This window comes from Vulcanisaeta sp. JCM 16161 (genome assembly GCF_001316285.1).
In genome coordinates this window covers 206,448-218,635 of the sequence record NZ_BBDO01000001.1, presented here as the reverse complement: position 1 = coordinate 218,635, position 12,188 = coordinate 206,448, and the positions used below count along the sequence as shown (strand labels likewise).

The 12,188-nt window shown below is 43.2% G+C and carries 12 protein-coding genes, 1 tRNA gene and 5 pseudogenes; 7 read left to right on the top strand and 11 right to left on the bottom strand.

Features of this window, described 5'->3' with window-relative positions; all coding sequences use genetic code 11:
* The first annotated feature begins 40 nt into the window (after positions 1-40).
* From JCM16161_RS13740 to JCM16161_RS01295, 4 genes are read left to right on the top strand one after another with little or no spacing between them, the layout of a single operon-like run.
* Complete coding sequence (locus JCM16161_RS13740; protein ID WP_243668420.1) at positions 41-370, top strand: hypothetical protein; 330 nt, start codon at positions 41-43, stop codon at positions 368-370.
* Positions 333-1,139, top strand: coding sequence for a hypothetical protein (locus JCM16161_RS13735; RefSeq protein ID WP_243668418.1), 807 nt, complete (start codon positions 333-335; stop codon positions 1,137-1,139). Before JCM16161_RS13740 ends, JCM16161_RS13735 begins: the two co-directional genes overlap by 38 nt.
* A gap of 17 nt (positions 1,140-1,156) precedes the next feature.
* Complete coding sequence (locus JCM16161_RS13730) at positions 1,157-1,297, top strand: hypothetical protein (protein WP_243668416.1); 141 nt, start codon at positions 1,157-1,159, stop codon at positions 1,295-1,297.
* Positions 1,298-1,357: 60 nt separating this feature from the next.
* Complete coding sequence (locus JCM16161_RS01295) at positions 1,358-1,759, top strand: hypothetical protein (protein WP_243668414.1); 402 nt, start codon at positions 1,358-1,360, stop codon at positions 1,757-1,759.
* Here JCM16161_RS01295 and JCM16161_RS01290 read toward each other — a convergent pair.
* The 5 genes and pseudogenes from JCM16161_RS01290 to JCM16161_RS01275 form a co-directional block, all read right to left on the bottom strand.
* Complete coding sequence (locus JCM16161_RS01290) at positions 1,756-2,211, bottom strand: kinase (RefSeq protein ID WP_243668411.1); 456 nt, start codon at positions 2,209-2,211, stop codon at positions 1,756-1,758. The two genes, JCM16161_RS01295 and JCM16161_RS01290, sit on opposite strands and share 4 nt — an antisense overlap.
* Entirely contained in the window at positions 2,181-2,333 is a 153-nt protein-coding gene (locus JCM16161_RS13725) for an AAA family ATPase (protein WP_243668409.1), read from the bottom strand. Before JCM16161_RS13725 ends, JCM16161_RS01290 begins: the two co-directional genes overlap by 31 nt.
* Before the next feature lie 19 nt (positions 2,334-2,352).
* Positions 2,353-3,640, bottom strand: a pseudogene (asnS, locus tag JCM16161_RS01285) (asparagine--tRNA ligase).
* 67 nt (positions 3,641-3,707) lie between these two features.
* The gene (locus JCM16161_RS01280) at positions 3,708-4,034 is read right to left on the bottom strand and encodes a hypothetical protein (RefSeq protein WP_054854751.1); all 327 of its coding nucleotides are present in this window, start codon (positions 4,032-4,034) and stop codon (positions 3,708-3,710) included.
* A 38-nt stretch (positions 4,035-4,072) separates the two neighbouring features.
* Positions 4,073-5,253: pseudogene (locus tag JCM16161_RS01275) on the bottom strand (DUF1512 domain-containing protein).
* A 73-nt stretch (positions 5,254-5,326) separates the two neighbouring features.
* On the opposite strand from JCM16161_RS01275, the pseudogene JCM16161_RS01270 reads away from it, so the two are divergent.
* From JCM16161_RS01270 to JCM16161_RS01260, 3 genes and pseudogenes are all read left to right on the top strand, one after another.
* A pseudogene (locus JCM16161_RS01270) lies at positions 5,327-6,389 on the top strand (TIGR04084 family radical SAM/SPASM domain-containing protein).
* A 45-nt stretch (positions 6,390-6,434) separates the two neighbouring features.
* Complete coding sequence (locus JCM16161_RS01265) at positions 6,435-6,917, top strand: hypothetical protein (protein WP_243668407.1); 483 nt, start codon at positions 6,435-6,437, stop codon at positions 6,915-6,917.
* A gap of 65 nt (positions 6,918-6,982) precedes the next feature.
* A tRNA-Arg gene (locus JCM16161_RS01260) sits at positions 6,983-7,059 on the top strand.
* Between the two features lie 215 nt (positions 7,060-7,274).
* Here JCM16161_RS01260 and JCM16161_RS01255 read toward each other — a convergent pair.
* The 6 genes and pseudogenes from JCM16161_RS01255 to JCM16161_RS01230 form a co-directional block, all read right to left on the bottom strand.
* Positions 7,275-8,387 (bottom strand): annotated as a pseudogene (locus JCM16161_RS01255) (aldehyde ferredoxin oxidoreductase C-terminal domain-containing protein); the annotation flags it as partial.
* Between the two features lie 64 nt (positions 8,388-8,451).
* On the bottom strand, positions 8,452-9,150 hold the full coding sequence (locus JCM16161_RS01250) for a hypothetical protein (protein ID WP_243668406.1): 699 nt from the start codon (positions 9,148-9,150) through the stop codon (positions 8,452-8,454).
* A gap of 42 nt (positions 9,151-9,192) precedes the next feature.
* Positions 9,193-9,579 carry a hypothetical protein gene (locus JCM16161_RS13720; protein WP_243668404.1) on the bottom strand — a complete coding sequence of 129 codons (387 nt, stop codon included), beginning with the start codon at positions 9,577-9,579 and terminating at the stop codon, positions 9,193-9,195.
* Between the two features lie 14 nt (positions 9,580-9,593).
* Positions 9,594-10,391 (bottom strand): MFS transporter, encoded by a 798-nt coding sequence (locus tag JCM16161_RS13715; RefSeq protein WP_243668401.1) that lies wholly within the window; start codon positions 10,389-10,391, stop codon positions 9,594-9,596.
* Positions 10,392-11,045: 654 nt separating this feature from the next.
* A complete protein-coding gene (locus JCM16161_RS01235; protein WP_054854872.1) occupies positions 11,046-11,237 on the bottom strand; it encodes a chromatin protein Cren7 in 192 nt (63 codons plus the stop codon).
* Positions 11,238-11,470: 233 nt separating this feature from the next.
* Positions 11,471-12,138: pseudogene (locus JCM16161_RS01230) on the bottom strand (3,4-dihydroxy-2-butanone-4-phosphate synthase).
* Between the last annotated feature and the right edge of the window lie 50 nt (positions 12,139-12,188).

Here is a 12,188-nt window from a genome sequence, read left to right as displayed (position 1 = left end):
TAGAAGGACGACTAAATAAACTATGATCCCCATAAAATTCGTGGAAGATAGCATAATATTAGCAGTTACGTATGGTTTAATAGCCCTGAGAGGCGTTGGTAGGGTCAATGTACAGCCCTGGGTTGCAATGCTATTTGGCGCAGCGCTCACGATAGTGCTTGGCATACTCACACCTAGTCAGGCGTTATCCTCGATAAATCTCAATGTTATTCTATTCCTAATTTCATTATTCACAATCTCATCGGCACTCGAGGTTAGTGGATTCTTCAGCTACTTGGCATACAGATTATTAGTTAGTAGTCGCAGCATGGGTAAGCTAATCCTCAGGATATTTGGATTATCAGCTATTATCACTCGCGCTCTCAAATGATGGTATTGCTGGCTCATTCACGCCAGTAATAGTGTCCATGAGGAGGCAGGCCAGGATCAACATTAAACCATTACTTTACGCCCTAGCCTTTGGCGTAACCATAGGCAGTGTGGCACTTCCAGTTGGTAACCCACAGAATCTACTCATCGCACTTGAGTCAGGCATGCCAAAGCCATTCATAGTATTTGCACTTTACCTATTACCGCCAACAATAATTAACGTGCTTGTGACATACCCATTACTATTGCTATTATTCCACAATAACAGTGATGATGTAGTGATTGAGGAGGCTAGAAGACCTGAGGAACTACTCATTAATAGGAGGTTAGCCTACACGGCAATAACGATACTATTAATATTAATACCACTTTACTTCATAACCGACATATTTAACGTAAGCCCATACCTAACCCCAGTGACACTAACGTTTATGGGTGCCTCGATAATCTACCTACTCAGTGGTAGCGATAGGAGGAATGTTGCGCATAATGTTGACTGGACGACAATACTATTCTTCATAGGGCTATTCATAGTTAGTGAGGGGGCTCTCGAGTCAGGTGTGCTTAGTGCATTGGCGCATTACCTACCACAGCCAACAACATTACTTGGCGTCTTCATATCAGGCCTACTCCTTAGCCAAGTCATTAGTAATGTGCCGATGGTAGCCCTATACATACCGCTAATGAGAGAGTTAGGCATTTCGCCAAGTAATTTCATCATTTGGGTTGGACTTGCGGCGTCGAGTACGATAGCGGGAACCTCACGTTAATTGGCGCAGCAAGTAATGTGATAATTAGTGAGGCCAGCGAGAAGAGGGGTGGCGAGGGATTTGGCTTTTTGGAGTTTATGAAGTATGGAGTCCCAGTTACCGTTATTAATACCGTGATTTACTATGTATGGTTAAGCTACATTCGCATATCACTCTGACTCTGTTTTTTTCAATAATTAGCGAACAAAATGTTTTTAAAGCATTGTACTGCCATTGGCATGGGGATTGAAATGCGCATTTATGGCATTGCCATATTTGAGGTTAATAAGGACCTCGACGTGGCCATCCTCGACCTTGAGAATGCCGGTCTACATAGGCTTGAGTACATGGAGATTGACCCAGACCTCGCCACCTACCTTGACATGGCTGAGGAGGAATTTGGCGATACACTTGGTAAGTATAGGACGATTAAGGACTACGTCTTTGAGTATGAGAATGAGAGGCTCGTACTCATTAGGTTCTTCATGCAGGGTAAGCGCGTCGGTAAGGTACTGCTTGTGAGTCTTAGGGCTGGTACGCTCAAGAGCATTGTTAAGAGACTTGAGAATATTGGTTGGAATAGGTTATTCATGTTCGAGATCAAGAGGTTAATGAGGAGCATTAAGTACACAGATCATTAAGTCAGGCACTCGTCCATTTCCCTACTAAGGCCTACTAGGAAGTCCGTATCGAGCACATCGAGCCAATCAACCACACCAACAACATTATTACCACTTAATACGTGGTTAATTATGTACTTAATAATATCCTTGATGCCCTTACCCGTCGTATCAACCTCGATTATTTTATCCTTACCGAACAGGTCAATGGCCATACTCAATGAGGAACCAACGACCTCGGCAAGTACATTCTCAACAACCTTACACCTAGGCCAGTTTCTCATTAACAGCCTACGCATTAGCTCCATGGGGTTAAGCCTAAGTACGATACACCAATCAATTAGTGACCCATCAATTAGGTTTATGGCCACGGTATCAATAATGTAGGAACCCAAACCACTTAATTTCCTCTTAATTAATTCACGTGCCTTCTCCTCATCCGTTACGTAATTCGTGAGTAACCCTGGATCCACCTGAGGAGGGGCCTTATGATGTCATTTATGTCTATTAATACTGCATTAAGTGCTTTCGAAAGCTCCATTGCTACCGTGGTTTTCCCAACACCGGGAGAACCAGTTATTAGTAATCGAACCATTTTGAACCATCACTTCAGGCTATGGTTTAACGCGCCTTATATCCCTTGGGAATGGTATTGCGTCCCTAATGTGATCAAGCCCACAAACCCACATCACCAGCCTATCTATACCGAGGCCAAAACCTGCATGGGGTACTGAGCCATACCTCCTGAGGTCTAGGTACCAGTCATAGTCCTCGGGCTTAAGACCAAACTTCTTAATCTTACCGAGTAGCTCCTCATAGTCGTAAATACGCTCACCACCGCCAACAATCTCCCCATAACCCTCCGGCGCAAGTACATCAACACTAAGGGTTGTCTCGGGCCTGCTTGGGTCATTCCTGTGATAGAATGCCTTAACCTGCTCAGGGAAGTGGTGTAGGAGGATTGGCTTATCGAACTGCATCGTTAGCACCCTCTCCTCATCAGCCCCAATATCGTCACCCCACTTAATCTTCAACCCCTTGGACTGAAGGATCTCAATCGCCTCATCATAACTGACCTTGTAAAACGGCGGCTTTACATTCTCCAGAATCTTCGTATCCCTATTCAATAGCTTCAACTCATCCTGCCTCTCCTCAAGGACCTTATTAACGATGTACGTGATTAAATCCTCAAGCAGGTTGAGCAGTCCGTCGAATTGAAGCCAAGCCTCCTCAGCCTCGGCATGCCAAACTCCGTCAAATGCCTCCTAGTCCTTGAAGGCTCAGCCTGAAGCTGGGCGCCACCGTGTAAACCTTCTCAAGGGCGTATATCAAAACCTCGAGATAGAACTGGGATGACTGCGTTAGGTATACGTCCTCCCTATCAAAGTACTTAACAGGGAATAACGTGGCACCACCCTCGACGGCTGCCGATACAAACATAGGCCCCTGAACCTCGTAATAACCCCTGGACCTGAAGAATTCATGAATTGCGCCAAACACCGTATGCCTAACCCTAAGCACAGCCCACATCCTCCTGCTCCTAACCCATAGATGCCTAACATCAAGTAAATACTCACTGTCTGCCTTGGCAGCATCCTCATTTATTGGGAATGAATCACCAACGTAATACCAATCAATGCTTTTGACATGGATCTCAGCACCACCTGGCGCCCTTGGCTCCTTCTTGATGGTACCCGTCAACACGAGTGATGATTCTATGTTCAGTTTAGACGCTATGCCCGCCACATTGGGGTCGGACTTACTAACAACAGTCTGGATTATGCCACTACCGTCCCTAATAACCAGGAATATCTTATCCTTCAACTCCCTCTTCCTATATACCCAACCCCTTATTGTAACCTCGGCACCCTCGTTTAGGCTAAAAACATCTTTTATGCTCATCGCCTTATTCCATATTAAAATGGGTCACGAATCTTGTAAACAAACCAACCAGTTATAAAGCTTATCTTCATAATGACTGCTCAGCAGGTCTTGAGGAGTATATTGCGTGGACTACGAGCCTCTCGCCATCATTGGGGCATGTCTCATCAACCACCTTACCAACATAATCCCCAAGCCTATACGGTATCGTCTTAGAATAGCCACAACGAGGGCATGTCAAAACCTCAACATCACCACCGATTGCCGATGGACCCTTTAACTCGGCCTCCCTAACCTGTGTAAGCGACTCCTTAATAACCCTATAATACCTATTATTCATCATTATTCCAATTAGCAATGCCACTACAAAAATTACGAGACTCACCACCGTTATGTAGTAGTACTCGAAACTCACCGCGTATATAAGAACTGAGCATTTAAATAAATTACTAACTACTGAGCAACACCGCCCGTATTACCAACACCAATAAGTATAACCTCCTCATTCTCCCTAACGTTCTCCCTAATAACCCTCTTAACCCTCTCCACAGCCTCATTAACCGCACTCTCAACATCCTTAGTCATGGCCGATAAGGCTCGGGTAAGCCCATCTTGATTAGTATGGCGTAGAGCGGTATTCCATATTTACTGGCGGTCCTCTCTATATTGAACCTCTCAACGCCAATACCGCCCATGGCAACGCCAATGCCCTCGGCTATTGAACCCGTCTTCTCCCCCTCAAATTTTAGCGCGGCATCCACGGTGATTATCATCCTTGGCTTAACACCAACCCTCTCTATCAAATATATTATGCCATCATCGAGATTACCAACAGTGCCCCCAGGACCCCTAGCCTTAACAACATAGACCCTCCTACCCTCAAAGTCGCAAAGTCCTATGTACGTGTCCTTAACATTATGCGTAAGTTCAGTTAATCCCGAACAACTCCTCATGAACCTGTACGCCGTTAATGGACCTGCTGCATCACCAACAGGCTGACCCTTTAGGAAAGTTGATATTGCACCGTTCAATGCGTTGACGTACTCCCTAATAATCGGTAATAACATGTATACCTGCATCATTAAATATGGATTCTTATACTTATTACTCAACCTATAGTAATGCATAATTACCTTGTATATGTAATTCAATTCCCTTAAACCATCAACAGCATCAACACATTCTGGACAAGGGGCCTATCGACATTTGGCAATAAGGTCTTTATTGAATCCTCAAGCTTCTCATTATATGATGTTACAAGAAGTTTAAGTGTTCTCATTAACCAGTAGGTTCAGCGCTAACGGCTCTATGACCACGAATTCCATGAGGTCCTGTATAGTCTTTTCAATTAGGTTCTTACCAGTTGATTGGGATGAACCATTTGACTTTAGTAGTTGGTTGATATGATTAATAACTAGGTTAACGTTATTCGTTATTAACCTACCTAGGCTATTGAGGAAGTTCCCCACGCTGTATGAGTACCACATTATTGCCATGTAATTTTGGAAGTATGGTGTGAAGAGTAGTACGAATATTACGAGCCAAATTATTGTAGATATAAAGCTCCAGAAGCTACTCTGATTACTTAATCCAGCCTGCAGTAGTACCTGAAGCGAAATCGTGAATATGTCCATCAATTAACAAAATAGGTACTAGTTTTAAAAGCATTCTGAGTATGAGCGACCAAGATTGATAAGGGTGTTAAGGATGCTGTGGCTCTTATTTACAACAGGCGCGTGTAACTTGAAGTGCTCATACTGCGGAGGATCCTTTGAACCACGCGTTGTGCCCTGGAGAGTGACTTATAATGCTGATAAGTTGAAACGATTAATTGAGGGGGATGCTGACGCTACCGTGATTTTTTTACGGCGGTGAACCACTACTTAATCCACGCTTCATAATGTGGGTCATGGATAACATCAGGGCGAGGAGGTTCGGAATCCAGACTAATGGTACTCTCGTTAATTTACTGCCCAGGGATTATTGGAAGAGGATGGACGTAGTTTTACTATCCATTGATGGTAGGGAAAGCGTTACCGATGCCAATAGGGGTGTGGGTGTTTATAGGGCTGTTGTTAATGCATTCAACTACCTAAGGAGCATAGGCGTTAGGAGGATCATCGCTAGGATGACCGTTACCGAGCTAACGGATATTTATGATGATGTCACGCACTTACTGAACCTGGGCTTCGACTATGTTCATTGGCAGTTGAATGTTATATGGACCAGCAAATGGGATGTAAGGGCATGGGCTGATAGTAATTACCTGCCAGGTATTAAGAGATTAGTGAATTTATTCCTTAGGAACGCGGAGGAGGGCAGGGTATTAGGTATAGTGCCAATACTCGGCGTGCTGAACGCCTACCTATTCAAGCCATATGAGGGCCCGCCATGCGGCGCAGGGTATAGGGCGGTCGCCGTATCAACGGACGGCAGGATACTTGCATGCCCAATAGCAGTTAGGGAGGATTGGTCGGTGCTCGGCCATGTTGATACTGGCTTTAAACTAATGAATATTCAATTACCAGAAATGTGCATGAAATGTGAGTATAGGCCCTACTGTGGCGGTAGGTGCCTATACGCAATGATGGAGGGCGAGAAATACTGGGGTAAGGATGGAGTTCTGGCTGTGGACTACGTAACAAGGGGAACCATAAAGACCATACTCTCCATAGCGCCAAGAATTAAGGAACTAATTAATAATGGCGTTATTAAAACTGAAGACATTACTTATGACCCAATATTAGACTCAACAGAGGTTATTCCATAAAATGAAAGAGGGTTTATAAGGAATACTCATAAGACAATGCCTGCCATGGCGAGTATTGCATCCATAAATAGGTCAAAATTAGAATCAATACTAAAGGCGGCATTAATAGCCCTGGGCATCTATGACATAATAGCATTCTTTCAAATGAACCTCCTAAACTACATATACTACGCAGTAATACCCACGGCGGCAATACTGATAATCACATATGCAATATATAGGTCATTTCACATGGGTATTGCCCACCGCAGTCATTACTTTGAAACATATATAGTAGGTGGCGACGAAGTTACGGCTATAAATAGGCTTAAGGATAGGATCAGTGAATTGGAAAATAGTGGCCAAGAAAACGAGGAGTTATTACGCCTAAAATTAATCCTGGCAAACCTACTCCTACGAAGGGGCGAGTATCCAGAAGTAAAGAAAATATTAACCGAAGTAGAGACATTAATGAGAATAATAAAGCCGCTGAGCAAAGACATAATCATAATGTATAATGCATTAAAAAGTAAAATCATTGAAAGCTAATTCCATAATCATTTAAACCTGAAAAATACCACAAAAGCTTAAAATTACGAACAAGACATAATCCTGGCCCCGTAGCTCAGTCAGGAAGAGCGGCGGCCTTCGGAGCCGTAGGTCGTGGGTTCAAATCCCACCGGGGCCGCCAAATTGTGCATTACCTGATTTGGTTCATTCAGGGGTTACAATTAAGTTAAGGACATTAAAAAGACCCTAAAGCAGCTGTAATAAGCAGTTAACTCACGGGGGTATTACAATAATGCGTATCACGTCTAAGCTATAGCCTCTTACAGTACGGTAATTAGTTTTAGTAAGGAGGTACGTCAGCATTTAATCGGTATTGCCAATGCTTAACACTGGAGATTAAGATTTATGTTCTCTTAGTACTTTTTCAGCTTTGTCTCTTAAGTCTATCATCCATTCAATTTTCAATTCCCTTAGGTATTCACGCTTGGAAGCCAGTTTCAACGTCCCAACCCTAATCCTATAGAATTCCCTAACACCCTCAATTATTTCTTCACGTCTAAATCTTGGGCCATTTACGTCATCTATCATCTTCCTTGGTACTTCAGCCCATGGATCAATATAACCATTCAGAACATGCCAGATCCTGGCTATGGTATCAATCCTAATACTAACCTTAACCAGGTCATTCTTGGTAACACTCCTCCCAGTAGCAAGCCTATACAGCGCCTCAATGTCATCCAGGGTGTATGGATTAAAAACGCAAAGCCCCATTGAATCCATCACGGCCTTATGATCCCTATCCTCAACCATTGACGCAACCGTATCCTTAAGCGGCGTCTCCGCGTCATGAAGCCTTGGCCAACCCCTGAGGTGGCTACCTCCAACGTCAGCCGTTAAGTACGAAATAACTAACCCCCTCAATACCGTGTTTGGATACCAAGCAGGTAATCCAAGGCCCTTAAAATGAACCGCATACTCACCTCCCTTACCTAGTATTTTGGATGCATCAGCAACACCCTGCGCGAGTACCTTACCAAAACCCCTTTGATAAGCAATATCATTAATTAACTTAATTAATGCCTCACCATTACCAAACCTCAAATCAATATTTCCAATCTCCTCCCTTGTAATGAGACCTCTTTCATAAAGCTCCATGGCCCAGGCAATAACATTACCCGTACTTATGGCGTCTAAACCAAGGTCGTTAACCAATCTATTAGCCTCAAGCACGTACTTCTCATCAAAGACCCCAGTCGCGGCGCCCAATAGAGCTAGAGACTCATATTCTGGCTTAACGTAATCCTCCTCACCAGGTATTCTTATCCACCTTGAGCACTTAATTGGGCATAAGGCACCAATTATCTTAATGGGCTTATCAGGAAATCCCTTCTCAAGACCTAACTCCCTGAACCGCGACCCAGACAGTTTATAGGCAAGCTCATCCTCGAGTTTTGGCCTGCCGTAATTAAATGCCGGTGATGTACCTATTGAGCCGCTATATAGAAGCCCATTCGTCGTGCCAAAATCCCTATGCTCGGCTGTATCAACTGATGATCGAAACTTCCTATATAACTCAAGGGCTTTTTTTCATGAAACCATTCTTATCGGCAATGGGTATATTGGGGATCCCGTATGCCGCGACCGCCTTAAGTCTCTTACTACCAAAGACTGCGCCTAATCCGCCTCTACCACCAGCCCTCTCGCCATCAACCATAATATTCGCTATTTTCACAAGATTCTCGCCAGCAGGTCCAATGACCATTACAGAAGCCGCCTTGCTCGTCTCTTCCCTGATCAACTTAACGGAATCCCTAGTTGTTAATCCCCAAATCCTCCCAGCATCTCTAATCTCGACCCTACCCTTACTAACCCATAGATACCCAGGTTCGCTTAGGGCGCCTTCAATCACGAGTGCGTCAAAACCCGCACCCCTGAGCATGTATGAAAACCACTCACCAACACTGGTATCATGTATTAAGCCGGAGATTGGACTAATGGCGCCAATAATTGTCTTAGATGATGCAGGTGCCAAACCAGCTAAGGCGCCGGCCGCAATGACTATCTTATTACTACCTGATAATAGGTCTATACCTGGCCTTAACTCCCTTGACAGTATTCCATAGACAAAGCCCTTACCTCCATAAAACAACTCCACCAACCAATTAGGTGTTTCCTCAATCAATACTTTACCACTGGATAAATTAATCCTGGCAATCTTACCTGCATAACCAAACATAGTGGGTTTACAGTAATACACCGTGGATATAAACATTACGTAATACATATTTTAACTAATAATAACTAATTAAAGCGCTCAGTGGTACCTACTTAACGCCTCCTGAACGAGTGAATAACCATACTCAATGGCCCTTTTCCAGGTACCCTCCCTAATAAACACTAGGTAACCAGCTAAAAATAGCGCCATGAAAAACACAGCACTTGTGAAACCGACGAAGGGTCCATACTTAATAAAGAGGTAACCAATTATTATAGAGTTGAAAGCACCCATCAAATTAAGAATACCATTGTAAATCCCATACACGGTAGCAGTGGTCCCAGGTGGTGCTATATCAAAGCCATTGACGGCATAGGAACCTACGGTTAGGTTCATTAATCCCGCTGCCGTCGCAAGTAATAATGCTGTTGGCAATAATTCATGGGCGGTTCCCGTAAAGTATGATAAGGCAACTGCTACTATCATCAATGACATGAGTACTATCGAGACGAGCTCCTACCCATTACTTTACCATAACGAGAAACCAACCAGTCATTAAATGGACTAGACGCTATAAAGCCAATAAAGAGTGCCGTATCTATTGCTGCCGAGTAATAACCTGATGTAGTCACTGAATGGGTAAATTCACCATACATCAATGGAGGTAACCAATACAGAAATGTATAGAGTATATATCCAAACGATATAAATGTTAATAGGACGCCAATACCTGCCTGCGTCGTAAATACTATACGGAGTGCTATTTTCCATGTATCGCCGGATTTAAGCGTTGGTTCCGTAGCCATGGCCTTACCCTCCCTAATGTAATCAAGCTCCGCCTTATTGACCCAAGGATGCTCCTCAGGCTTATCCCTAGAAAGTGCATACCAAGCAATTGCTAATAATATACTTAGTATACCGAAGAATATAAACACGCCTCTCCAACCCCATAATGCATATAACGCTGTACCACCCGCTAAGCCGATTATAGGCCCTAATGCCTGCCCTGACCCAGCCCATGTAAAGGCCTTTGATGGGTCTCTTATACTGGCCCAGTTTTTACTAACCTTGGAATTTATTGGCCATACAGGCCCCTCCGACGCACCCATTAAGCCTCTTACCACCGCCATTGAAATGAAGTTGAAGGTTGATGCTGTGAGGGCGGTAAATGCTGACCATAGGCCGAAGAAAGTCGCCATGGCCTTCCTTATGCCTAACTTATCTGTAATCCAACCACCAGGGAAATTGAAGATTGCGTATGCCAAGGACCATATAAATAGTACCAGGCTTATATTCATCAATGCATAATGAGATAACGGAGCGCCCGACTTTGACCAACCGAAGGATACCGAGAAGGCGGGCTCGGTTAAAACCCTATCTCTCTATCGGCATAATTAAACGTTATTGCAATAAACATCAAAGCCACGAGGAGCCATCTAACATTGCTTCTCTTAATCGCTTGCTTCTGTTCCTTAGATTCTGTCATAAGAATACGTCTTTAATTTCTTTATTTTTAACTTTTATCATCATTTTCATATTCAATTTTAATTAATATATCACACATAAACTTTGGTCTATGTTTATTGCAGTGATTATGGGATTCATAGACCTTATAATACTCATAATCCTGTTCATAGTATACTCATTAAGAACACCGCAATCCTTTAGATAAATATGTACCCTTAGTGTATCATTAATCTGAGATACCTTAATCTTATTAACCGCAGCTATACAACATGGTATTCTTGTCTCCTCATCAATAATTATTACATTATCATTCTCTACGATACCTGGATTTGAACTTAATACTAGTGGGTGCTCGCTTGAGCAGTTGCATGGTCTCGAACAATCCCTGACAAGGATTAACCAGCAATTCATTAGATTTTTAGAGGAAATAAGAGGGAAACAAAAATTTGATTTTTAGAGAGTTATTTTTGATACCTGTTGAACGCTTAGGTTATTATGTTTCCTTGTTCGTCTACTTTGGCTATTACCTTCCTGACTGTTTTTCCGTCTGGTGTCTTGAACAGGGCCATCACAAAGCCCTTCCTACCCTTAGGCTGAACCTTCCAAACCTTCGTAGGCTTCAACCTCCTACCCTCAACATCATACTCCCTCTTAGCCAGATCCTCTAGTGTGACCATACCGGTCAATAAGTTCATTGATTCGGGAGTATTTAAAAACATCGCTTGGAAATGCAACGGACGAATATATCGGTCTCAATACGCTAAATCTCACATAATTTCTTTACTAATATCAAATTTTATGATAATTATGACAATTTGGGATTAAACAATATCAAGGCAGTGAGTATTTTAATAATACGTGGGTTAATACGGTTATTCACTTATATAGATTATTATTTAAATATATTTATTTAAATAATTCCCTGCCTCTTAGCCTCACTAATTATTTCGCTACCGCTTATAAGTGCTGTGCCTAATTCATTAGCTATTTTACCAACTATATCTTTACTTAATGCCCCACCGTCATCACTGAGCATCTCAACAATGACAAGAGCTGGCGGTACCCCAGCCATCCTTGAAAGCATTAGGGATAGCTCAGTATGCCCGAATCTACGCCCAATCCTACCCAGGAGTATTGGTACATGACCTGGTGCATAGAACTCCTCGTAGAAGACCTTACGCGCTTCCATCACCCTGCCCTCACCAATCATCTTAACCACATCGGCGAGTCTCGTGATCGTCAACGCCCTATCCCTATCCCTAATACCCGTTGCTGTCTTCACGTGATTAACGTATATCGAGAATGCCGGGTCATCACCATAACCAGGCCTCTTCACCAGCCCATTAAAGCCGACCTTACGCAATACATCGCTCATAAAATCAAGGCCCAGTTGCCTACCTATTGAGTCCTCGGTCACGAAGCATATTAAGCCGCCCGCATTCTTCCTCATCCAGGTAATCACTGATGGCGTTACGTAATCAGCCTAATCACCGCATCAACCTCGTTCTCCCTTTCGTCTGAGTCGTGTATGAAGATTATTTTACCCCGCCTAAGCAGTTCCAGTGCTTTCTCGATCATATGTTCCATAAACCTAGAGTTTAAGTTAATAAATTTAACTTTAAATCTGG